At 56.5% G+C, this 22,802-nt stretch carries 17 protein-coding genes; 2 read left to right on the top strand and 15 right to left on the bottom strand.

What is annotated here, in order from left to right:
- Positions 1–17 precede the first annotated feature (17 nt).
- Genes ACOOFE_RS25760 through ACOOFE_RS25785 form a run of 6 tightly spaced genes read right to left on the bottom strand, consistent with a single transcriptional unit; the run spans position 18 to position 5,963 of the window.
- Positions 18–470, bottom strand: coding sequence for a cupin domain-containing protein (locus tag ACOOFE_RS25760; RefSeq protein WP_141184059.1), 453 nt, complete (start codon positions 468–470; stop codon positions 18–20).
- Between the two features lie 25 nt (positions 471–495).
- On the bottom strand, positions 496–1,668 hold the full coding sequence (locus tag ACOOFE_RS25765; RefSeq protein ID WP_420412664.1) for an acyl-CoA dehydrogenase family protein: 1,173 nt from the start codon (positions 1,666–1,668) through the stop codon (positions 496–498).
- Positions 1,668–2,468, bottom strand: coding sequence for an enoyl-CoA hydratase family protein (locus ACOOFE_RS25770; RefSeq protein WP_420412665.1), 801 nt, complete (start codon positions 2,466–2,468; stop codon positions 1,668–1,670). The genes ACOOFE_RS25765 and ACOOFE_RS25770 overlap by 1 nt, the downstream gene beginning before the upstream one ends.
- A complete protein-coding gene (locus ACOOFE_RS25775) occupies positions 2,465–2,956 on the bottom strand; it encodes a MarR family winged helix-turn-helix transcriptional regulator (protein WP_420412666.1) in 492 nt (163 codons plus the stop codon). Before ACOOFE_RS25775 ends, ACOOFE_RS25770 begins: the two co-directional genes overlap by 4 nt.
- Positions 2,956–3,699 (bottom strand): SDR family NAD(P)-dependent oxidoreductase, encoded by a 744-nt coding sequence (locus ACOOFE_RS25780; RefSeq protein WP_420412667.1) that lies wholly within the window; start codon positions 3,697–3,699, stop codon positions 2,956–2,958. The genes ACOOFE_RS25775 and ACOOFE_RS25780 overlap by 1 nt, the downstream gene beginning before the upstream one ends.
- The gene (locus ACOOFE_RS25785; protein WP_420415639.1) at positions 3,696–5,963 is read right to left on the bottom strand and encodes a bifunctional salicylyl-CoA 5-hydroxylase/oxidoreductase; all 2,268 of its coding nucleotides are present in this window, start codon (positions 5,961–5,963) and stop codon (positions 3,696–3,698) included. The genes ACOOFE_RS25780 and ACOOFE_RS25785 overlap by 4 nt, the downstream gene beginning before the upstream one ends.
- Positions 5,964–6,648: 685 nt before the next feature.
- Between ACOOFE_RS25785 and ACOOFE_RS25790 the strand changes: the two genes are divergently transcribed.
- On the top strand, positions 6,649–7,116 hold the full coding sequence (locus tag ACOOFE_RS25790) for an imm11 family protein (RefSeq protein WP_420415640.1): 468 nt from the start codon (positions 6,649–6,651) through the stop codon (positions 7,114–7,116).
- 70 nt (positions 7,117–7,186) lie between these two features.
- On the opposite strand, the gene ACOOFE_RS25795 is transcribed toward ACOOFE_RS25790, so the two are convergent.
- Together ACOOFE_RS25795 and ACOOFE_RS25800 are read right to left on the bottom strand one after the other, a co-directional pair.
- Entirely contained in the window at positions 7,187–8,389 is a 1,203-nt protein-coding gene (locus ACOOFE_RS25795; RefSeq protein WP_420412668.1) for a sugar transferase, read from the bottom strand.
- A gap of 90 nt (positions 8,390–8,479) precedes the next feature.
- Positions 8,480–9,637 (bottom strand): O-antigen ligase family protein, encoded by a 1,158-nt coding sequence (locus tag ACOOFE_RS25800; protein WP_420412669.1) that lies wholly within the window; start codon positions 9,635–9,637, stop codon positions 8,480–8,482.
- 226 nt (positions 9,638–9,863) lie between these two features.
- Between ACOOFE_RS25800 and ACOOFE_RS25805 the strand changes: the two genes are divergently transcribed.
- Positions 9,864–11,747 carry a polysaccharide biosynthesis protein gene (locus ACOOFE_RS25805; protein WP_420412670.1) on the top strand — a complete coding sequence of 628 codons (1,884 nt, stop codon included), beginning with the start codon at positions 9,864–9,866 and terminating at the stop codon, positions 11,745–11,747.
- A gap of 56 nt (positions 11,748–11,803) precedes the next feature.
- Here ACOOFE_RS25805 and ACOOFE_RS25810 read toward each other — a convergent pair whose 3' ends face one another.
- The 7 genes from ACOOFE_RS25810 to rfbB all read right to left on the bottom strand — a co-directional run bounded on the left by ACOOFE_RS25810 (position 11,804) and on the right by rfbB (position 22,786).
- Positions 11,804–12,346 carry an NUDIX domain-containing protein gene (locus ACOOFE_RS25810; protein WP_420412671.1) on the bottom strand — a complete coding sequence of 181 codons (543 nt, stop codon included), beginning with the start codon at positions 12,344–12,346 and terminating at the stop codon, positions 11,804–11,806.
- A 15-nt stretch (positions 12,347–12,361) separates the two neighbouring features.
- Positions 12,362–14,548: a glycosyltransferase gene (locus tag ACOOFE_RS25815; RefSeq protein WP_420412672.1), complete on the bottom strand. Its 2,187-nt coding sequence runs from the start codon at positions 14,546–14,548 to the stop codon at positions 12,362–12,364.
- A complete protein-coding gene (locus ACOOFE_RS25820) occupies positions 14,545–15,531 on the bottom strand; it encodes an NAD-dependent epimerase/dehydratase family protein (protein WP_420412673.1) in 987 nt (328 codons plus the stop codon). Before ACOOFE_RS25820 ends, ACOOFE_RS25815 begins: the two co-directional genes overlap by 4 nt.
- Positions 15,528–19,220: a rhamnan synthesis F family protein gene (locus tag ACOOFE_RS25825; RefSeq protein ID WP_420412674.1), complete on the bottom strand. Its 3,693-nt coding sequence runs from the start codon at positions 19,218–19,220 to the stop codon at positions 15,528–15,530. The genes ACOOFE_RS25820 and ACOOFE_RS25825 overlap by 4 nt, the downstream gene beginning before the upstream one ends.
- Before the next feature lie 77 nt (positions 19,221–19,297).
- A complete protein-coding gene (locus tag ACOOFE_RS25830) occupies positions 19,298–20,707 on the bottom strand; it encodes an ABC transporter ATP-binding protein (protein ID WP_420412675.1) in 1,410 nt (469 codons plus the stop codon).
- The gene (locus ACOOFE_RS25835) at positions 20,697–21,524 is read right to left on the bottom strand and encodes an ABC transporter permease (protein ID WP_420412676.1); all 828 of its coding nucleotides are present in this window, start codon (positions 21,522–21,524) and stop codon (positions 20,697–20,699) included. Before ACOOFE_RS25835 ends, ACOOFE_RS25830 begins: the two co-directional genes overlap by 11 nt.
- A gap of 209 nt (positions 21,525–21,733) precedes the next feature.
- Entirely contained in the window at positions 21,734–22,786 is a 1,053-nt protein-coding gene (gene rfbB / locus ACOOFE_RS25840; RefSeq protein ID WP_420412677.1) for a dTDP-glucose 4,6-dehydratase, read from the bottom strand.
- Between the last annotated feature and the right edge of the window lie 16 nt (positions 22,787–22,802).

The raw sequence follows: 22,802 nt of genomic DNA on the forward strand, positions 1-22,802 counted from the left end.
ATCCGGCGCGAAGCGCCTTAGTCGTTGGCTTCCGGCGGCAGGAAGTCCACATCATGTTCTGCAGAAACACGAACCACGGCTTCGACGTCGGTCATGTCATGCAATTCGTCAAAAAGTTCCTTGAGTTTGCCAGCTGGGGACACCCAAAAAAGCGCCCGGCAGGGTTTGTCCGACTTGTTGAAATATCCATGCGGAATGCCCTTGGGCATACGGACGAGGTCGCCAGCCTTTGCCTTCACCCAATTGCCATCAAGTTTCAGGTCCAACTCACCTTCTTGCACCAGAATGAACTCGTCCTGTGTCGGATGGATGTGCACCGGAACAAATTGGCCGGGCTCGGAATTCGTCTCAAAAGCAAACGTCGTTTCGCACCAGGCTTTCGGATAATAGGTTTGTCCGAGGATGTTCAGCTTAACACCGTCAAACCCTTCACCGTTTGGCGTGATGCCACCTTCCAGTTCTTTAGACATGCTCATCCCTCCCTGTTGAATTTGCTTATGAAATTCCCTGGTTCGCGCCAGCGGCAGCAAAGGCACCAAGCGTCTGACGCGCGATGACGATTTTCTGGACGTCCGTGGCGCCCTCATAAATGCGTAGCGCGCGGATCTCGCGGTAGAGCTTTTCAACAGCCTCGCCTGAGCGCACGCCGTCGCCGCCGTGCAACTGCACCGCCTTGTCGATCACCTGCTGTGCCTGTTCGGTGGCAAAAAGCTTGGCCATGGCCGCTTCGCGGGTAACCCGCGGGGCGCCGCTGTCCTTGGCCCAAGCCGCGCGGTAAATCAGCAGGGCGGCAGCATCCACATCCAGGGCCATATCGGCCAAATGTCCCTGCACCATCTGAAGATCGGCCAGCGGTGCGCCTTGGATCTGGCGCGTGGTGACCCGCTCAAGCGCCTCATCCAGCGCCCGCCGCGCGAAGCCCAACGCTGCGGCTGCAACCGTCGAACGGAAGATGTCAAGCACGGACATGGCGATCTTGAAGCCTTCGCCGGGCTTGCCGATAAGGTCTGATTTTTTCACCCGGCAATCAGTGAAGCGCAGAGTCGCGAGCGGATGCGGAGCAATGGTGTCAAGCCGTTCAGCGACCTCAAAACCAGGAAGGTCAGGTGTAACGACAAAAGCGGATAGGCCCTTGGCGCCCGGCGCCTCGCCCGTGCGGGCGAACAGCGTATAGATATCGGCAATGCCACCGTTGGAAATCCAGGTCTTTTCGCCATTCAGAATGTAATTGTCACCATCATCTGTCGCCGTCATCGTCGAGTTGGCGACATCTGAGCCTGATTGCGGTTCGGTCAAAGCAAAGGCGGAAATCGCCTCTCCGGACCTTGTCTTCGGCAGCCATGCCAATTTCTGTTCCGGTTTGCCGAACAAGGACAAGGCACCCGTGCCGAGCCCCTGCATGGCAAAGGCGAAGTCGGCCAGCCCGTCATGACGCGCCAGAATCTCGCGCGTCAGGCACAGGGTCCGGACGTCCAGCGGTGCGCCGTCCTCAGATGCCGTCGGCTGCAGCCATCCGGCAGCACCTAATTCCTTTACCAGTGACCGGCAGGCCTCATCGGTGTCGGAATGATCAACATGGAGATCGGCCGCAAAGGCCTCAAGCTCCTCTGCCATCTGGCGGTGCCGGTCTTCGAGGAACGGCCAGGAAAGAAAGCTTTTGTCTGCCATCAATTGCCCTCAAACACCGGTTTTTCCTTGTTGACGAAGGCGTTGTAGGCCCGTTCGAAATCACCGGTCTGCATACAGATCGCCTGCGCCTGGGCTTCCGCTTCGATCGCTTGTTCGATGGACATGGACCATTCCTGCGCCAGCATGGTCTTGGTCATCATGTGCGCAAAATTCGGCCCAGCCACGATACGCTCTGCAAAGATCACAGCTTCTGTTTCCAAAGCATCGGCAGCTACAAGACGGTTGAAGAAGCCCCAGCGCTCGCCTTCGTCCGCGCTCATGGAGCGGCCAGTATAAAGCAGTTCCGCAGCCCGGCCCTGACCGATGATCCTGGGCAGGATCGCGCAAGCGCCCATGTCGCAACCGGCAAGGCCAACGCGGGTGAATAGAAATGCGGTCTTGGCTTCGGGCGTACCGATACGCAGATCCGACGCCATGGCAATGATTGCCCCGGCACCGACACAGACACCGTCAATCGCTGCGATCACCGGTTTGCCGCAATTGATGATGGCTTTCACCAGGTCGCCCGTCATCCGGGTAAAGGCGAGCAGCTCTTTCATCGACATCTTGGTGAGCGGGCCAATGATGTCATGAACATCGCCGCCGGAGGAGAAATTACCACCGTTGGGCAGGAACACCACAGCATGAATTTCGTCGTTGTAGACAAGGTCCCGGAACCAGTCACGCAGCTCAGCGTAGCTGTCGAACGTGAGCGGATTTTTCCGCTCTGGCCTGTTCAAGGACACCCGGGCAATGCCGCCTTCGACGGTCAGATTGAAATGTTTCGGGGCGTTGGTCATTTACTCATTGCCTTGCTAGAGTTTGTATCCGCTTCCACAGACGAGCCAAATTGCTCAAAAATGCCGTTGCAAGCGTCAATCGCCGGCCGGTCGAGGCCGCTCATCAACTCGTCGATCCAGCTTTCGTGTTTGGCTGCCAAATCGGCAAACATCGCGTGCCCCTCAGAAGTCAGCTTGACCCGGTTGGCGCGTTTGTCGCCGGGAACGGCCAACCGCTCGGCATGACCATCATCCACCAGGCGCTCAACAATACCGGTTACGTTGCCATTCGAGACCTTGAGTAGGACCGAAATCTCGCTCATCTTCAGCCCATCCGGATAGCGCGACAACGCCGATAGAACGTCGAAGCGCGGCAAGGTCGTGTCACATTCATCGCGCAGGCGGCGGCGGATTTCCGCTTCGATCCCTGAGGTTGCCTTGAGCAGACGGAGCCAAAGCCGCAGCCGGGTTTTGGAGATTGGTTCCAGGGAAGTTTCTGTCTCAACCATCAGACTTCTCCCCCTGATAGGCTGAGCGCATGGCCGTTAATGCTGACTGCCCCATCCGAACAAAGCCAGAGAGCAGTCTCAGCAACTTCGCGAGGTTGAACAAAGCGGTTCTGCGGATTGATTTCCCGCAGTTTCCCTGCGGCCGTCTCCTGGTCCATACCCGTCTTTGCCATGATGTTTTCTATGGAGCGGTCCAGCATCGGCGTTTCCAGAAATCCTGGGCAGATTGCATTGACCGTGATGCCGGTGCGGGCCAGCTCCACAGACAGGGACTTTGTCAGACCGACAACACCATGTTTGGCGGCGCAATAACCGGTGACATAGGGATACCCTTTGAGGCCCGCCGTTGAGGCAATCGCGATCATTCGGCCCCAGCCGGCAGATTTCATATCGTTCAAAGCCGCCTGAAAGGAAAAGGCAACGCCAGTCAGATTGACGGCCAAGTTTGCGTTGAACGCTTTCGGCGTCATCTTGGAAAACGGTACGCTTTCCGTTGCGCCCGCATTGGCAATGACAACCGAGATCGGGCCTTGTTCTTGGCGGGCCGCGTCAAAGGCCGCGAAGATGGCTGCAGGGTCCGACACATCACAGACCTGATAGGGCAAATTTTGCGCTTCGAGCTTTTCCGCATTCCGGCCCATGACGGTGACTTTCGTCCCGGCCTTGGCGAAACCATGCGCGATCTCGGCGCCAGCCCCAGAGCCACCGCCGGTCACAACAACATGTTTGGCCCGCAAGCTCATACTTTACCCACCGTCTCGGCGTTCTTGTCGGCCAACCGCCAAAGCTGATCGCGGCCCGCGAGATAAGGCAACGGCCAATCCGGCGCGGCCCGGTCACCAATCTTGGCGCCTTCATGAAGCGTCCAATAGGGATTGGTGAGGTGCGGACGCCCAACAGCCACCAAATCGGCCCGGCCCGCCATCAGAATCGAATTGGCGTGATCAGCTTCAAAGATGTTGCCGACAGCCATGGTGGTCAGACCGGCTTCGTTTCGGATGCGGTCGGAGAATGGCGTCTGGAACATGCGGCCATAGACCGGCTTGGCATCAACGGTTGTTTGACCTGCGGACACATCGATCAGATCAGCTCCAGCGTCCGAGAACATACGGGCGATCTCGATGGCTTCGTCCGGTGTCACCCCATCGTCACCAACCCAGTCGTTGGCGGAAATGCGCACCGACATCGGTTTATCGTCGGGCCAAACGGCGCGCATCGCTTTCAAGACTTCCAGCGGGTAACGCATGCGGTTTTCCAGGCTGCCGCCGTAGTCATCGGTCCGGACATTCGAGACCGGCGAAATGAAGGATGACAACAAATAGCCGTGGGCTGCGTGCAGTTCGATCATGTCGAAACCGGCTCGGTCTGCCATTTGAGCCGACGCCACGAATTGATCGCGAATCTCATCCATTTCGGCGCGGGTGATTTCGCGCGGGGTCGCGTTGCATGATGACCAGGGGATCGCGGAGGCGGACACAAGATCCCAGTTACCGCTCTCCAGCGGCAGGTCCATGCCTTCCCAGCCGAGATTGGTCGATCCCTTGCGGCCCGAATGGCCGATTTGGCAGGCGATCTTGGCGTCCGTGTGCTCATGGACAAAATTGGTCAATCGCCGCCAGGCGGCCTCATGCTCCGGCGCATAGAGCCCTGGACAGCCTGGCGTGATCCGGCCTTCCGGGCTGACGCAGGTCATTTCGACATAAACCAGACCAGCGCCACCCTTGGCGCGCTCCCCGTAGTGAGAAAAATGCCAGTCGGTCGGACAGCCGTCGACGGCTTTATATTGCGCCATCGGCGAGACCACGATCCGGCTTTTCAGCTCCATGCCGCGCAGCTTGAAAGGGGCAAACATTGGCGCACGCGGCGGTGTGTTTTCATTGTTCGCCACCGGCAGGTTCGCACCTTTGCGCGCCTGGTCCATGAACCAGCTTTCCGCGGCTTCCAGCCATTTCGGATCGCGCTCGCGCAGGTTTTCGTGACTGATCCGCTGGGAGCGGGTGAGCAGGGAGTAATTCAGTTGAACCGGGTCGAGATGGAGATAACGTTCGACATTTTCGAACCACTCGAGCGAATTGCGTGCCGCCGATTGCAAACGCAGCACTTCCAAGCGGCGCTGGTCTTCGTATTTTTCGAAGGCCGAGGCCAGGTCTGCTTCGTTTTCAACGAGATCCGCCAGTGAAATCGCCGATTCCATCGCCAATTTCGAACCTGAGCCGATGGAAAAATGGGCTGTCGCCGCCGCGTCGCCCATCAACACGACATTTTCGTGGCTCCACTTCTCACAGAGCACACGCGGGAACTGGATCCAGGCAGATCCGCGCACGTGGTTGGCATTGGTCATCAGGCTATGGCCACCCAGATGATCCTTGAAAATCTCCTCGCAGGTCTTGATGCTTTCCTGCTGGTTCATCTCACCAAAACCGAACGCCTCAAAGGTGTCCGGCATGCATTCAACAATGAATGTCGCCGTATCATCATCGAACTGATAGGCGTGGGCCCAGACCCAGCCGTGTTCGGTCTTCTCAAAAATGAAGGTGAAGGCGTCGGAGAAGGTTTGATGGGTGCCGAGCCAGACGAAGTGGCACCTGCGCACATCAATGTCCGGCTTGAAGGTGTCAGCGAAAAGCGTGCGGGTCTTGGAATTGAGGCCATCAGCAGCAACAACCAGATCATAATCCTTGCGGTATTCCTCGGCGCTGCCGACTTCGGTTTCAAACTTCAGCTCAATATCGAGCTCGCGGGCGCGCTCCTGGAGCAGCAGAAGCAACTGCTTGCGGCCAATGCCGCAGAACCCGTGTCCGCTGGAGAGCTGCTTGTCACTGCCGACATGCAGCGCAATATCGTCCCAATAAGCAAAATGCGCGCGAATTTTCTCCGCGCTGACCGGATCGTTGTCCGCGAGATTATCTAGGGTTTCATCAGACAGCACGACACCCCAGCCAAAGGTGTCGTCCGCCTTGTTGCGTTCGATCACTGTGATCTCGTGAGAGCTGTCCCGCAGCTTCATCGAAATGGCGAAGTAAAGACCGGCTGGCCCGCCTCCAAGACATACGATGCGCACGATATCCTCCCCGGATCTGATCTTTTCCAAAACGTCTGAGGATGATCCTGCGCCTGTTTTTCAGATATTTCAAGTATGAAATTTTATATTTAAAATATCTCGCAACGCAACATAACGGAAGGATACGCGGAACGCCTCTCTCTGTTTTTGCCGCCCCAGCCCAGGCTGGGGCCTAGTAACCTCAGAAAATAGTGTTTTTCCCAATCGCTAACGACACGGAATATTAGGTCCCAGCCGGAGTTTATGCCCGCGAAGGCCGGTGCTGGGACGACAATTGAGAGTGCTCAAATCGCATCCAGGTTTTTCACAAACCGAAACTCTGAGGTGCACCGAATCAATGGAGCGCTCACGCAATTCACACTTCCACAACCTCTGGCGTTTATGGGACGAATGACAAATTTTTTTTGGATTCCCGCATGCCGGTTCATCTATCGCTTGAGTACCAAGACTATTCCACGCCCATGTTCGAGTTCGCTACAGAACCGGAGAATATGGCGCTCATCGGCCTGAGCCTTGGCTATCCGGTGGATGCTGATCGTTTTGCAACGGTCGCACAGCAGCAAAAAAGAAGAAGATCCACGATGTCTTTCCTCTGCCGGGCGTCAATGCGGTCAGCGAACGGTTCAAGGAGATTGTCGAGTCATACGAACCGGGGGTTCACCAGTTTATTCCAGTTGAATTGTTCGACAAAGCGGGCGACCGAGTGCCGATCAACTATTACTTCTTCAATTGCACGGTTTGTGTCGATGCGGTGCTGGTTTCGCATTCAGAGGTCAGTTGGAGCCAACGGCTAGTCGAACCGTATGATCCTTTTCCGCGCGTAGATCATTGGGACAAGGAAATCCTCAGTGCTCAGGCGATATCTGGACATCATGTTTGGTGCGGCGGTCTCTTTGAAACCAATGGCATCTATGTTTCGGATCCACTCTTTGACGATCTGAAACGCGCCAAGATCAAATACTTCAAGGAAAAGCCTTTGGCGGCGATCGATGTCGCCTGGCGCCTTGAAGACAACATCCAACCAATCCTAGACTGGGTAAAACAGAACGGCCTGCCTACCGTAGGCCGGGCCTGCCGGTTTTTGAAAAACTACGTTTAGCGGTAGGCCTAAGCGGGATACCTTTTGATCATTCTCCCAGCAGGCTCTCTCGACCACTCCGCCGCCCTGCTTACTTTGCGGTCCGGTCGCCCTGGCCTTTGCCGATGAAGGTACCCAGGATGATTTTCAGATCAAACAGCAGCCCGCGGCGGGCGATGTATTCGGCATCCTTGCGGGCCAGGCGCACCGGATGGCTCATGTCGATGCCCTGGATCTGTGCAAAGCCGGTGATCCCCGGAAGAACATCCAGAACACCGCGTTTTTTGCGCTCCTCCACCAGCTCTTCCTGAACTGGCAGGCACGGACGCGGGCCAACCAGGCTGAGTTCGCCTTTCAAGATGTTCCAAACCTGGGGCAGTTCATCGATCTTGGTTTTGCGCAAAAATGCGCCGATCGGCGTCACCGCGCTTTCGGAAATCTCGTGGGTTCCGGCCTGGCGCGTGTCCTTGCCCATGGTGCGGAATTTGTAACACGTGAAGACCTTTCCGCCCTTGCCGACCCGCTCTTGCGCAAAGATCCCGGGACCGTCCGACCCGGTTTTAACCAGCACCCAGACAATCAACAGCAGCCACCAGAAAACCAGGATCACCGCAAGCGCAAAGCCAACATCGATCAGCTTGCGGCCAAAGCGGTAAAGGCCGTTCTTATCCTGGTCATCGGCCAGCAAGACCGGCTCGTCAACTGGCAGGTTCTGCACGTCCTGTGCGACAAAATCCGCAATCCGGCCGATGTGAACGGTCGGCGCCAAAGCGGACAGAACTTTGAAAAAAAGCGGCCCTAAAAACGCAGGCACCCGGTTTAAAACCGCCAGCTTGCCGGCATAGGCATCTCCATAAACGGCTGGCAGATAAAGATTGCAGACCTTGATCCCGTCTCGAGCCGCCAGCGCCTCGGCCCCGGCCCGTTTGCTCGCCGCGTAGGCCGTATCCGGTCCCCCTTCCAGCCCATGAAAGCTGGAAAAATTGACAAACAGGGGAACACCCGCCGCCTTGGCCTCTTCAGCCAGTTTCACCGGCAGCTCCGCATTGACCTTGAAAAAGGTTTCTCTGCTCTCATCCGAAGTCGTGTTCACCGCCGCCAAGTGCAAAACCCGATCATAACCACCGGCACTAGCTGGAAGATCCTCATAAGTGGCCCACTGCACCTTTGTGTTTTCAGAACCACGGGCCGGAGCCTTACGGCCGATGGCCAGCACCTGGTGACCAGCTTCCGTCAACCGCTTAATAAGCTGACGCCCGACAAATCCGGACGCCCCAGTGAGGACAAGTTTCAAACCACTGCCTTTCCAGCCGTTTGCACTTTACCGAAGGTTTCAGGCACGGCGTTCAATCTCAAAACCAGCTGCTGACTATCAGCTTTTGCCTTAAGGCTCTACGGTTTCCTGCCTGCTTTTTAGCTCAATCAGCCAAAGCAGACTCAACAGACCGAGCAGGCACCACCACCAGGCTTGCCAAGCGCCATGACTGACCACCGCCACAGTCCAAACCGCGGTCACGGTGCTGAGCAACGCCGGCAACACTCTGACTGGAACCGTTTTTAAGCCGCGGAAAAACAGGAAGGTCAGCGCTGCGATGAGCGCCACACCAAGCGCGCCAAGCTCGTACCAGACCTGCATCGCAAAATTATGCGGATGGCCCCAGCGGAGAAAGAGCTCGGGTATGTCTGAGTGTTTGTAATCCTCTGCCGCCATCAAACTGGCGTCGACGCCGTGCCCTAAAATGGGAGCGTTGTGCAACAAACTCGCGTGGGCTGTCCAAATATCGGCCCGGATACCGACAGACCCATACGGCAGATGTTGTTCGATGGCATCTGGAACCAAGGACATCACATGCGGCACCATAAGCGGCATGAAAACGAAGCTTGCAAGGACCAGGCTGCCCAGAACCCACGTGCCATTGCGGCTCAACAGCAAGAAGACCGGAAACGAGACCAGCGTCACCATAAACGCCAGCTGCGCGGATTCACTTTCAGAGGAAAAGGCAGCAACTCCGACCACCAAAACCGAAGCAGCGCGCATCACAGCGGCCTGGCCGGATTTCAGGCAAACTAGCGCCAACGGCAAGAATAACACGATTGCAACCGCGGCCCGGTTCATCCGGAAGGCTTCGCTGGCTCCGCCCAAAAGACCTCTGATAGGCGCCTGGAAATAGATTTCTGACACAACAAAAACTGCTGTCGCAATCAAGATAGCGGGCAAAACCACTCTATTGAGACGGCGGGATGGTTCCAGGACCGCAAATGCCGACAATGAAAGTGCAAACAGCAGCAAGTTTCCAGATAAATGGAGCGTTGAATCAATGCCCCTTTGAACCGACGTGGTCCAAAGAATGCTCGCAGCCATACATAGGACCAGCAAAAGACAGATCACGGCTGCCTTGCTCGCGGCAATTCTGACCAATGTTCGCCAAAGTATGTCCCAACCTTTGTCTTTCCAGGCACAAGCAACCAGCAACACTGTGACTGCAACAAATACAGGCGAGGCAATATTCCGTGACAAGACCATCAAGAACGGGGTCGCCATGATTAACGCGGCAACACTGTTTTGGACTAAATATCTGTCGAAATTCATATATCCGGTTTCAAAATAGTATCAGGGCCTGCGGCCCGATCGCGCCTAATAATCCGGCCAACCGGAAAGCCACTCTTGATTAGCAAAATAAGCCGATTACACCAAGGCAAATTGCATTCTTTGCCGTATGGTGTTAGCCGACGCATATCCATTCACCAGTCAATCGCGCGCAGGCGGTATGAAGTTTCTGAACAAAAGACTGATCGCAATCATTCATGACGCTTTCATGTCCGGCTTGGCATTGTTCATGGCGATCGTCGCCCGCTATGGAATTGACTATCTGCCGCCGTCCCAAACGATCGCGGCCTGGATCGCCATTTTCATTGTTATCTCCGCGATTGTCTTCAAGTTCATGGGCCTTGGCCGCGGCCTCTGGCGGTTCGCGTCCCTGGCGGATTTGCGCGCGATTGTCATCGCGTCACTGGCCAGCATTGTCGTTTTTGTCCTCTGCCTGTTTTTGGTGACCCGGCTGGAAGCTTTGCCGAGATCCGTTCCGGTGATCACCTGGTTCATCATGGTGGTCTTGATCGGCGCCCCGCGCCTGGCCTACCGGGCCCATAAGGACGGAGGTCTGGGGCGGCTTGGCGGCATAGGAAAACCGGCGGAAGGCATCAAACACGTGCTGCTGGCTGGCCAAGTGCGCGACGCCGAACAGGCCATTCGAACGCACCACTTGGAACGATCCGGCCTTTACAAGGTGCATGCATTGGTGTGCCCGAATGCGTCCAAGAGCGGGCACAGCATCCGCGGGATCCCGATCCTCGGCAATGTTAACGAACTCGCAGACCTGGCAAAAAGGCTGGAACGGTCCGGTGCAGCTGTTGAAGCCATTTTGTCGGTCACACCCCGGCCGCCTGCGGATTTTACGAAATCGCTCACTCAATCCGCGGCCGAATTGGGCATCCCGGTGAAACGGGCGACGCCCCGGCCTTTGGACTTGAGCGAACCGGATTTCTCCGAACTCACGATTGACGACCTTCTCGGCCGTCCGCCGGTCAAACTCGATACCAGCCGGATGAGTGACCTCATCAATGGCCGCACTATTTTGGTAACCGGAGCGGGCGGCAGCATCGGATCGGAAGTCGTACGCCAGATCCTGAAATATAATCCGTCCCGTCTGGTGCTTATCGAAAACTCCGAGTTTGCGCTTTATAAGATCGACCAGGAAGTTGAGCGGCGGGCACCGGGATTGCACCGCCGTGCCGTGATCGCCGATGTCCGCGATCGGGCCCGAATCCATGAGGTGGTTCAGTTCGAGCAACCGGCGATCATCTTTCATGCGGCCGCGCTCAAACACGTTCCGCTGGTTGAAGACAATCCGCTCGAAGCCATTCAAACGAACCTCATCGGCACCCGCAATGTGGCGGATGCGGCCGTTGCCGCTGGGGCGGAAGGGTTTGTGCTGATTTCCAGCGACAAGGCGGTCAAACCTACTTCCATCATGGGCGCGACCAAACGGGCGGCCGAAGCTTACTGCCAGGCGCTCGATGTTTCGGGCACGGATACCCGGTTCATCACCGTACGGTTCGGCAATGTATTGGGGTCCAATGGCTCTGTGATCCCGCTGTTCCGCCAGCAGATTGAGGCCGGCGGCCCGGTGACCATTACGCACCCGGATATGCGCCGTTATTTCATGACCATTCCGGAGGCTTCCGAACTGGTTTTGCAAGCGGCCGCCTTCAGTGTCGACAATTCCAATCAGCGCGGACGGATTTATGTTTTGGACATGGGCGAGCCGGTGAAAATCACGGACCTTGCCAAGATCCTGATTTCGCTTGCTGGCCTCCGGCCGGAAAAAGACATCGAACTGTCTTTCACCGGGTTGCGCCCCGGCGAGAAAATGTTCGAAGAACTGTTTGAAAGCGATGAGGAAAACCTGCCCTCAGGCGCCGACGGAGTGATCGTGGCCACCGCGAACCTGATGGAACTGGAACGGATTGGCCATCTCGTCACGGACCTGCAAACTTCAACGGCATCCGGGAACGTTCCGCTCAGCATTGCCCATCTGTCGGAAATCGTGCCGACACTGACCAACGAAAAGCTTGAGAAGAAACAGGCTTAGTATTGAGCTAACCGCGGTCGAGTGTGTCCCGTCGGCCTAGCCGAAAACCGGTTCCGCTATTCCTGCTCCGACATCGCAAGCAACCCAAGCGCCGCGACGGTTGCAGCGTCCTTGATCTCGCCAGACTGGATCATTCTGGTGATCTCTTCCCGGCTGAAGGCGGCGGTGAGCATGCCTTGCTCGCCTGGGTCCCGGTTCACCTGGCCAACCTCAAGCTCAGTCGCCAAAAAGACATGCATACCTTGGTTTGAATAACCATAGGCTTCAAACAGGTTGCCAAGTTTGGTCAGGGACTTAGCCCGATAGCCGGTTTCTTCTTCAAGCTCTCCTAGAGCGACCTTTTCCGGGTTCGTTCCCGGTTTCGTTTCCCAGGATCCTTGCGGAAACTCCCAATACCGCGCGCCAACCGGATACCGGTACTGCTGCACGAGTTGAAAACTGCCGTCTGCGTGACGCGGAATGATCAGCGCAAAATCTTCTTTATCGACAATCCCATAGATGCCGTTGGAACCATCGGGAAACTGAACCTGGTCCTCATGGACCTTCATCCATCTGTTTTCATAGACCGTTCGCCGGGAGAGTTTTTTGATCGTTTCCATCAGAGAACTTGGCCGTTAACCGGCAGAGTTCGTCAGCCGTTGCATCAGTTTCGATGCCGTGACTTCCAACGCAAATTTTTCTTCAAACAGCGTGCGAGCAGAACGGCCATAGTCGCTGGCAAGAGCCGGATCGGTCAGAAGCTGTCCCAAGGCCTCGGCCAGGAGTTCCGGCTGGCGCGGCGGTACGAGGCGGCCGGTCTTACCGTCCAGAATGGCTTCCCGGCAGCCGTCCGCATCGGTGGATACGATCGGCATGCCGAATGCCATGGCGTTCAACAGCGCCAGCGGTAGGCATTCCATGGTCGAGGACTGCACATAAACAGACGCAGATGCATAATGGGCGGCCAACTCATCCGGTGACAGGTTCGGGATCAGCTGAACAGACCCGCGCAGATCGTCCTTCAGGATGCGGACCAGAAGATCACGGCTGAGCGCGTTCATCGCCGGCGGATGGGCGCCGATGATATGCAGCTCCGCCTCCATCGGGATCCAGCCTTTTGCGCGGCCGAGGGCAAAGGCTTCGATCAGACTGCGCGTGCCTTTGCGCGGGCCGGTCGACTGAACCGACAGGATCACCGGCTTGCCGCCGGCCGCCCTGACCTCTTCAGATCCCGCGGGACGGCCGCAGGATTTGTCAAAGCCGCTCCAATAAAAGACCTCGCCATCATAACCTTCCTCAGCCCATTTCTGCCGGGTCGCATCGGAGCCGAACAGGAAGGTGAGATTGCCGGCCTTAGCCCGGGCTTCCAATCGCGCCAGCATCTTGCCGGAGCGCATAACGAGGGACGGTTCATAGGTCTCGTGGATGTACCAGAAGGCCGGTCCGGACCATTTTTCCAAAAGCGGCAGCGCCAAAGGCCAGCTGGCGAAGGAATTGATCAAAAGCGGTCCCTTGCCCAAGGTCTTGGACCGGTAGTGCCAGAGACGCAGCCGGGAGCCGACACCGGCAGATCCTTTCGCGGCAAATGAGAACAGCGGCTTCATGAAGCCGGGGATCCGGGGATCGCCGGCAAGGCGGGTCAGAAAATTGCCTGCCCGGCCCAAAAGACGCGATACCCGGCCTTCGGTGACAACAGGGCTGTGCATCTTGGTGTAATCATCGACCAAAGGCCCCGCGCCTAGGCTGATCACCCGGGTCGCAACACCCATGCCATGAAGCGCCGAGGCTACGTCACGCAGAAGTACGGGCGCGCCGGTGCGGCTGAGTTCATGACTGATCAAGGTGACTGCGGATTGCTTCTTATCCCCTTCGGGAGACAGCGCCAGCGCTGGCGTAGATAAACTCTTGTCCGCATTGGCCTTCTGCGCTTCAACAATGTCCTTGTCGTACATCAGGCTCGCCGTTGCCTTTTCCAGATGCGGCGGCCATGGCGTGCTGGCGAGCGAATAACAATCGCGGTCTATGGCTGGAGCAATCGGATTCACTGGAGGATTTTCTGCCGCGTTTTTAAGGTATTTCGCGACAATCCCGGCAACTTCATCGGTGATGCGGTCGTCGCTCTCGCCAATCGTGTTGGTGGCGTGGACCCGATAGGCATAAAGTTTGTCGCGGATCAGAACCGGCTCTTCCAGTGCACTCGCCCGCAGCATGAAATCAAGATCATGCGCATAGCGGTAGTCTTCGAATGTGCCTATCTCCTCAATCAGGGAGCGGTGAAACAGGAAATTACCGGTCGAAACACCGATATTGTAGCGCAGGAGCAGGGACGAGATGTTCGGCGCGAGATCGAGCTCTTGCATCTTCAAATCCGAGTACCAATGCCGCCAGCGGTGATCGGCCGGCAACGGGTTGCCATCATCGTCAATTGGATCGACATAGGTGCAGACGAAACGCGCCTTGCGCGCCATCGCAGTCTCCACGCAGCGGCGGATTCGTCCAGGCAGGAAATAGTCGTCTGAATTGAGGATCGCTAGGTATTCGCCAGTGGCCTTTTCAAGACCCTCATTGATGGTGTTGTGAGCGCCTTTATTCTCACGGCCGCTGACATGGATGGTCAGGCCGTCTTCCTGCGGCAGCTCCGCGACCGTGCGTTTCAGGACTTCCAGGCTGTCGTCCTTGGAGCCATCATCAATGACGATGATTTCAAGAGGACGCCAATCCTGTTTGGCAATCGACAACAGAGCATCCGCCACATAACGCGCATGGTTATAGACCGGCATGACAACCGAGACCAAAGGAGTGGCGGAAGTGGAATTCGTCATTGATCGGCTGGGTCCAGCAGAGTTGAAAACAAGGTGGAGGACTGGCACAAGTCAGACAGCATGCGCGCATACCCTTGGGAGAAAGTGAGGCTAGGCTGCCATTTCAAAACAGCCTGTGCCTTGGAGATGTCCAGAACACTGACCGGGATATCGAAGCTGCGGCCGTCCTGATAGGTGACGGCCGGATTGAGATCCAGCTCGTTGCGCAAAACATCCAGGATCTCATTCAGGGATACTCCCGCGCCGCTGCCGATGTTGAATACTGGCTTGGCTAACGCCGAAATCTCTTCTTCAGGCGCATCTGTCAGCGCCACAAGCGCAGCAGTCAAATCGGCTATGTGGATGTAGTCCCGAACGACACTGCCATCCCCCCAGATGGATATCGGAGTTCCTTCCAGCGCCTGAAAAATGAACGTGCTGGCCGCACCTTGGCGCTTGGCCGGATTTTGACCGGCGCCATAGGGATTGGAAATGCGGGCAATGCGGCAATCGATGCCGTGAGACTTGCGGTAGTAGCTCAGGTAAATCTCAGCCGATGCCTTGGAGGCGCCATAGGCATTGGTCGGATTGAACGGATGGTCTTCATCCACGGGTGTCCGGGTGATTGGACCATAGACTGTGCCGCCAGATGAGGAGAAGATCACTTGTGCTGGTGTTCCAGCTGCCTTACGGGCACGGAGTACTTCCAGCAAAGACACCATTTCGCGCAAATTTGCATCGATATCGGCCACCGGGTTGGCATCCGCAGAAGCTGGGACGGTCGTCCACGCATAGTGATGGATCACATCAATGCCATCGACCAACGCAGCCCAATCGACAGATCCGCTATCGACTTTGCGAAATTCGACCGGCAGCATCTCCTTTATGGCGCTGTTTGGTTCCACCACATCAGCCAGAACCACTGTATCGCCGCGCCGGTGAAGTGCTAAGGCGACATGGCGGCCAATAAATCCACATCCACCGAGAACAAGATGAGCACTCATCGCTGCACCTCAGGCAAATGGGTTGTTGCATAGCCAAAGCCTGCTTGTTCTGCGGCAAACGGCATCACCCGCTCCAGCGCATGGAGAAGCGTGCCGTCTTCCGGCAAAGGTTCAGCCGGATAATCGGCCCAATCGAGACCGAGATCGAACATAGGCTTCAAGGCTTCCCGGCGGGCCCAGAACATGGTGCCAACCGGCCAATCAAAGGCGTTCGGCAGCGGTGTCGTCCGGCCCATTTTTGTCGCCAGTTTTTCTGCAACTTCAAGATTTGCATCCCAGCCGATCAGATGCGGATCTTCCGGGAAGACAAGGCCCAGCTCCGGATCCGCTTTGAAGGCCGCGAGGCAAGCATCTGCTGCTGCATTCTGGCCGCCGATCAGATGCTCCCAAAGGAACGTGCGCCAAGTGTCGCCCATCACCGCTTCCACATGTGGCGATTTTTTGCCATGCACATGGCCAATGACGTCATAGTGTTGCAGCAGATCCGGGTCAAGGCCGCTTAGGAACGGACCAATGTCCCGCCCGAAGTTGCGGACCACTTCGACTTTGACCGTGCCTGGCAGCACCACCCTGGACAGGGCCTGCATGGCGTAATCGGCCCTTTGATCATCTGGTACGGTGATGATCACATCAATGGTGCTGGCGTTCGACTGGAGTTTTTCCAAAAACTCATCAATTAGGTCGACATAGAAAAAATGCCCGTGCAGCAGAGCCTTGATCTCAACAGCATCGGATTTCCTGCCGGACAAAGCGATGACGTCATGGGTCCAGCGGCCAACCTTCTTACCGTTTTCCAGCCAATCTGCCAAAGGATCCCGAGGACTGTCCGGTGTCATGAGGTCTTCGAAATAGATCAAGGGATTGAAGCCTGCGAGCGGACGGCGTAGATCGGTTGGTATCAGCTTCGATCCGGTGGTGCGGGAAACACGGGACCTCAAGAGATAAGTGTGCAGGAAGTCCTGCGGGTATTTGTCGGCTGAGTTGCTTCCGCCAAACACATTCTCGTTGAACGCAGGGGGTTCTGTGGACCGGATCAGCTGATAATCATTGCCGATCAACTCAGCATCCTGTTTTGCTTGTGCCCCAATGCGGATCAGATTTTCGACATAGGCTGCAAGGTCCAGGTGGCTGCTCACCAAGTCCGCGCTTGCTTTGGAGCGCGCTGCATACGCGTCTTTGTCATCGGCAAGTGCATGAACCGACGCCACCATAGGTTCCAGATCCAGGTAAGGTGAAACCAGGGTCTTCAAAGTAGCGTCAACAGCCAGAACGTCGGCAACGCTGCTGCCGTTTTCAAAGCAGAATACCGGTTTTCCGGCCCCCGCAGCAGATACCGCAAACCGGGACATGGCATCGAGCGGCGCGGTCAGAGCAAAAGCATCGGCCAGCCCGATGCCTGTTTCAGTCGCGTTATTTGCACTTACGATCTGGAAGCGGCCCTCAATTCCGGCTCTCCGGATCTGTTCAACGATCAGGCGGTAATAAGCGTTTCCATCCCCGCTGTGCACGTCGTTGGTAAGCCAAACAAACTTCAGCGGCCGACCCGATTTCGTCGCAGCACCGGCTTTTACGGCGAGTGCCAGGAATGTCTCGATGCCAGATTGCGGCCCCAGGTCTCCAGCACCGGCTACAACAAAAGCATCTGCATCTCTTTCCGGCCGGATCCGGTTACGAAGCGCCGCATCTGCGATTGGCTCTTGCCCGTCGACATCCCCATAAGCCGGGGGTGCGATGATGTCCTTCTGCCGGCGGGACAGATAAGTATGCTCGGCCTCGAAAGAGGCGGCCACTGTCTGGGATGGGAAGACCAACCTATGCGCCCACGGCAGAAATTCGTAAGCGCTGCCGAACGGACGAACCGCGGAAGAAAACTCATCAACCAGCTGAACGATGCCAAGACCAGCTGCGGCTAGGCCGCGGATATTGATCCGGCTCTTGAGTGACAAAGAGATTGCAAACTCGGGATGAAGTTCGGCAACAATGCGCGCAAGAACTTCATTGCGGTCAATCGCCTCCATGTCGTTTTCATCCGGAAATTCCACGATGGCCGCATCCCGGCTGGTAAACACCTCAGCCTGGGCGTCGCCTGGTTGGAGCAGGACGATTACGTCTTTGGACGCCTGCAACTGCTTTATCACGTTCAACGTGAACGACATTTCCATGGCAGTCAGATCTGGCTCCACCAAGAGCAAAACTCTGGCTTGGTCCGTATCAGCCAGAACCGGCATGCTCATCCGTTTGGCTGGCGTCACGCAGGGCCGGTCTTCAGCCTGGCCGAACAGAATGAAATGGCGCAGAAGACCGAAACCAGACGTGTCCACGTCCGGATTGCGGCGGGCATAATAATCCGGGTCAAATCCGGCGGACGGCGCCTGGCGCTGCGCTTCGCCGGTCTGGAGATAATGCTCAAGCGGATCCTGATTGGCCGCGCGTGCCTGATCCGTCAACGCATAAGCGTTTTCGTCAAACAACCCGCTCGCCCGAATTGCCTCAACGGCCGGATCCGTTTCGACCTCCGGCGTGCCTTTCAACATCCGGGACAGTTTCGCCTTGACGCGTTTGCCCGCCCGGGTGGCAAGTTCGTCATATCCGACAGCCATTGTGCCGGTTTGTATAAGACTCGCGAACTGCCGCTTGAGCGTTGCCCGATCCTGAAGTGCCTGCGGATTGCCGCTGTTGTAAAGCACATTCAGAGCTTCGTTGATCTCTTCGAGGTCAAGACTGACGGCACCGCCGGTGTTTACAGCGAGGCGGTCCCATTTCAGGGCTTTTGGCATCAGGCTTTCGCGTTCGTCCAAAAAGGCATCACGCTGAGATGAGATTGCATCCCGGTCCCGAGTGACTGCACCGAGCTCCAGATTGACCTCGTGCAGCCGATTTAAGATATCTTCGCCCCAGCGTTGTTTATCGCCGAGTTGGACCGCACGCATGTGCGCGTCGCCCAAAAGCGAAAAGTAACCGCGCACAGTTGCGACCGTGTCGTCTCCCTTGGCACTGCTGAAAAGAAGCGCCAGCAGCGGATCGAGGTTTTCGATCGGAGCACTGCCGGTGTAAGCGACACCCAGGCCGTTCGAATGCATGAATTCAAACGTTGGATACTTTGCTTTGATTTCCTGGAAGTACTGCCAAACACCAAAGTCTTCCCGGTACACATTGGTGTCGTGGAAGAGCACGATGCAGCGGTCGCTCATCTTCGGCAGGTAGGTCTCGAAATCCTCGCGCACTGCTTCATAGGTGTGAAGGCCATCGATGTGCAAAAGATCAACGCTGCCATCTTCGATCTGCTGACGGCCATCGGCAAAACTCATGCGCATCAGGCGGGAGAAATGGCCAAAACGCGTATCGTGCCAGGATTTCAGGTCCGCATAAACATCTTCGCCATAAAGACCGGCTTGCTCGTCTCCAAACCAATGATCAATGCCGAAACACTCTGTGTTGAGCTGATACTTGGCAACAGCCTGCGCGAAGGTGCAGTAGGAATTGCCAGTGTGAACACCAAGCTCAACAAACCGGCGCGGCTCGGAAACAGCCATGATCCAGGCGGCGAACGGCAAATGCCCGGCCCAGGAATCTGGATGCACCAGGCGGTCCGGGATCGACAGTGCCGGTTCCAATCCGCGTTTGCTGGCGCAAATCGCCTGCCAGAGGGTTGTGCTGTCTTCGGAGATCGGTCCGGCTGGTTTTGTCATTCTATGCTCAAATTCCATGCGCTCTGAAAATCCGTGCAAACCACAGCACAGCTTGAGATCTTATGCGCTTTTAAAGACTAATCGCCGGGATTGCCATTGGCAGAGGCCAAAGAAATATCCAGCATAGGAATCCCCATCAGGCCACTGACAGTCTGGCTTGAGTGCGATTTGAAGATCAGCGCATCATGCATCCAATGATGCTGCACGTGTTCTTCTTGCGTTCCATCGGCCACTGCAACGGCAATCACATAAGAGCCCTTCGGCAGCGCCGGCATCGGGAAACGGAACTTTGCGGTAAATGTCGTACCGGCCTTGAAGCTGACCTTGGACGTACCATCGTCCTGCGCCGTGGTTAGGTAGGTGTTGTCACCAAACAGCGCCTGGCCGAGCCGGTCTTTGATGTAGAAACCGACGATGGGCTGATCCAGATCCTGTTCGGCCTTGATATCGCAGGACAGGATTGTCTCCTCACCGCCGACAATCCAACGGTAAGGCTTGCCATCTGGATCGGTGAACCGGACATTTTTGATGCGGGCTCCACCTGCACCAAAGTCACCACCATTGTTTTCTTTAAAGGCAAAGACCTCAAGATCGTTGCGCAGATTGCTTCCGTTCACCCACTCACGCCGGCCATCAATCCAGTCTTCCGGCGGAACAATAATGCGGTCATCCCCGCCGGAGACGTCCGTATCTTCTTCACCTGCTTCATCGGCGTCTTCGGCGTCGGACGGTTTCACGTCATCCTGGAACATCTCGCCGAAATAGAGTTCACACACCGCCTTGGCGCTGCCTTCGGCCTTGAGTTCACCGCCATCCAGCCAGATCGCCCGGTCACACAGGCCGATCACCGCTGCTGTGTCATGGCTGACGAAGAGGATGGTGCCGTTTTCGCGGAATTTTCTCAAATACCGCATACACTTTTGACCGAAAGCGACATCACCCACAGCAAGTGCTTCGTCGATCACCAGAATGTCGGCGTCCACATGGGCGATCACAGCAAATGCGAGACGGACAAACATGCCGCTCGAATAGGTCTTCACCGGCTGATCGATAAACTGGCCGATATCAGCAAACGCAACGATATCGTCGAACCGCTCGTCGACCTCCGCTTTGCTCAGGCCATAAAGCGCCGCGTTGAGATAGACATTCTCCCGGCCAGTGAAATCCGGATTGAAACCGGCACCGAGTTCCAAAAGAGCAGCCACCCGGCCATGGGTTGTGACGGTGCCTTCGGTTGGCGTGAGCGTGCCGCAGATCAACTGAAGAAGTGTCGATTTCCCCGAGCCGTTTCTGCCGATGATGCCGACAGCTTCGCCTTTGACGACATTAAACGACACGTGATCGAGCGCCGTGAACGGCTGATGATATTGGCGCGTGCCAAAACTCACCAATTCAGCCAGGCGATGGATCTGGCGGTTGAACAGCCTGAATTTCTTCGTCAGACCGGAGACTTCGATGACGTTTGTGTTTTGAGCATCAGAGGACATCGGAAAATCCTCTTCTCATCCGCTGGAACGCAGCAAAACCAGCACCAGCGACCCCAAGCGCAATCACATAATAGATCAGCAACCCGGTCCAATCCGGCGGGTCTGTAGTGAACACGACAACGCGGGATTGCTCGATGATGAAAGTCAGTGGATTGAACATGAAGATCGGCCACAGATGGTCCGGAAGCATCGAGATCGGATAAAACACTGGCGACATGAACAACAGCACGGTCGCCGCCAACCCCATCAACTGGCCGATGTCGCGCAAGTAGACAGACGCACCCGCTATCAACCAGGAAATGCCGCACAGCAGAATGGTGAACGGCAGAATGATCACCGGAAGCCAAAGCGTTCCAATGGAAATCGATCCGGTCACAAACAGCTGAAATCCCAGGAAGATAAAGAGGCCAACGAAATACTGGAGCAGGGCGGTCGAGACGACCATCACCGGAAAGATCTCCAGCGGGAACACCAGCCGCTTCACCATATTGGCGTTGGAAACAATGATACTTGGCGCGCGGGTGATGACTTCGGAAATGAAGCTGTGCGTGATCAACCCGATAAACAGCGTCAGCGCAAACCCAAGGCTGCCGTTTGTTGCCGGCGCGGCTCCCTTGGCGGCCCATCGCATCTGAAACACCGTGCCGAACATGAAAGTAAAGATCGCCAGCATCAAAAGCGGAACGAAGAACGTCCACGCCAGCCCCATGATGGAGCCACGGTAACGGGCCAGCATATCCCGGCGGAACAAGGGTGCAGCTATGTTCATATACTGCCCAAATTTGCTCGCTGGTGTGCTCCGATCAGCCAAGGTCATTCACCAGTTCCTGAAGTGCGATCATACTGCTTCATTTCAGACGGTTTTCTTTTCTCATGTTCCGCGCGGAATACGTTATCCAAGGGCCGATCTCAAGCGTGTTGCACCGGCCTGTTCTATGAAACTGAAGTGCAAGCGCCTTTAGAGTTGCAAAATGGCGGAAGCATGATGCTTCCGCCACTCTGATTATGTTGATTTTAACCTCAGGCTTACTTCACCAGACCGAGGCGTTTACCTGAGTAGACTTTGTTGCGGAGCGGGCCCCACCACCAGTCGTTTTCCAGGTACCACTTGATGGTTTTTTCGATGCCGGTGTCGAAGTTTTCTTCCGCGCGCCAGCCGAGTTCGGTTTCCAGCTTGGTCGCATCAATCGCGTAGCGGGCATCATGGCCCGGCCGATCTTCCACATAGGTGATCAGACGCTCGTGCGGGCCGGTCTTCGGGCTGTGCCGGTCGAGGATCGAACAGATTGTCTTGACGACGTCGAGGTTGGTCCGCTCATTGCGGCCGCCGACATTGTATTTCTCGCCGAGGCGGCCCTTGGAGACGATGGTGTAAAGCGCCTTGGCGTGATCATCGACATAGAGCCAGTCGCGCACGTTCATACCCGTGCCATAGATCGGCAGCGGCTGACCGTCGAGCGCATTCAGGATCATCAGCGGAATGAGCTTTTCCGGGAAGTGGTACGGCCCATAGTTGTTGGAACAATTGGACAGAACCACCGGCAGGCCGTAGGTGCGGTACCAGGCAATCGCCAGGTGATCGCTGGCCGCTTTTGACGCCGAATAGGGCGAGGACGGGTCGTAAGGGGTGGTTTCCTTGAAGAGGCCCTCATCGCCGAGCGAGCCGTAGACTTCGTCGGTTGAGACATGGAGGAAGCGGAAGGTGTCTTTTTTCTCGCCGTCCAGGCTGGTCCAGTAGGCGCGCGCCGCTTCCAGCATCGCCATGGTGCCGACCACATTGGTCTGAACGAATTCAGCAGCCCCGGTAATCGAGCGGTCGACATGGCTTTCGGCCGCCAGATGCATGATGTAGTCCGGCTGGAACTCGGCCACCGCCTTGATCATCTCCGGCCCGGCGCAGATGTCTTCCTTTAAGAAGCGGTGATTGGGCGCGTTGTCGACTTCCTTCAAAGATTCCAGATTACCGGCATAGGTCAGTTTGTCGATGGTCAGAACATCTGCGCCAACGTTGCGGACAAGATGGCGGACCAAAGCCGATCCGATGAAGCCGGCACCGCCGGTGACAATTACACGGGTCATGTTGTTACCTGACTGC

Origin of the sequence: Roseibium sp. (assembly GCF_965216085.1) — a bacterium.
Classification (GTDB): Bacteria; Pseudomonadota; Alphaproteobacteria; order Rhizobiales; family Stappiaceae; genus Roseibium.

Bases quoted from the DNA above. Each gene is read 5' to 3' on its own strand.
- ACOOFE_RS25760 (WP_141184059.1), bottom strand. From the start codon at position 470: ATGTCTAAAGAACTGGAAGGTGGCATCACGCCAAACGGTGAAGGGTTT.
- ACOOFE_RS25765 (WP_420412664.1), bottom strand. From the start codon at position 1,668: ATGGCAGACAAAAGCTTTCTTTCCTGGCCGTTCCTCGAAGACCGGCAC.
- ACOOFE_RS25770 (WP_420412665.1), bottom strand. From the start codon at position 2,468: ATGACCAACGCCCCGAAACATTTCAATCTGACCGTCGAAGGCGGCATT.
- ACOOFE_RS25775 (WP_420412666.1), bottom strand. From the start codon at position 2,956: ATGGTTGAGACAGAAACTTCCCTGGAACCAATCTCCAAAACCCGGCTG.
- ACOOFE_RS25780 (WP_420412667.1), bottom strand. From the start codon at position 3,699: ATGAGCTTGCGGGCCAAACATGTTGTTGTGACCGGCGGTGGCTCTGGG.
- ACOOFE_RS25785 (WP_420415639.1), bottom strand. From the start codon at position 5,963: ATGAAGCTGCGGGACAGCTCTCACGAGATCACAGTGATCGAACGCAAC.
- ACOOFE_RS25800 (WP_420412669.1), bottom strand. From the start codon at position 9,637: ATGGCGACCCCGTTCTTGATGGTCTTGTCACGGAATATTGCCTCGCCT.
- ACOOFE_RS25805 (WP_420412670.1), top strand. From the start codon at position 9,864: ATGAAGTTTCTGAACAAAAGACTGATCGCAATCATTCATGACGCTTTC.
- ACOOFE_RS25810 (WP_420412671.1), bottom strand. From the start codon at position 12,346: ATGGAAACGATCAAAAAACTCTCCCGGCGAACGGTCTATGAAAACAGA.
- ACOOFE_RS25815 (WP_420412672.1), bottom strand. From the start codon at position 14,548: ATGACGAATTCCACTTCCGCCACTCCTTTGGTCTCGGTTGTCATGCCG.
- ACOOFE_RS25820 (WP_420412673.1), bottom strand. From the start codon at position 15,531: ATGAGTGCTCATCTTGTTCTCGGTGGATGTGGATTTATTGGCCGCCAT.
- ACOOFE_RS25825 (WP_420412674.1), bottom strand. From the start codon at position 19,220: ATGACAAAACCAGCCGGACCGATCTCCGAAGACAGCACAACCCTCTGG.
- ACOOFE_RS25830 (WP_420412675.1), bottom strand. From the start codon at position 20,707: ATGTCCTCTGATGCTCAAAACACAAACGTCATCGAAGTCTCCGGTCTG.
- ACOOFE_RS25835 (WP_420412676.1), bottom strand. From the start codon at position 21,524: ATGACCTTGGCTGATCGGAGCACACCAGCGAGCAAATTTGGGCAGTAT.
- rfbB (WP_420412677.1), bottom strand. From the start codon at position 22,786: ATGACCCGTGTAATTGTCACCGGCGGTGCCGGCTTCATCGGATCGGCT.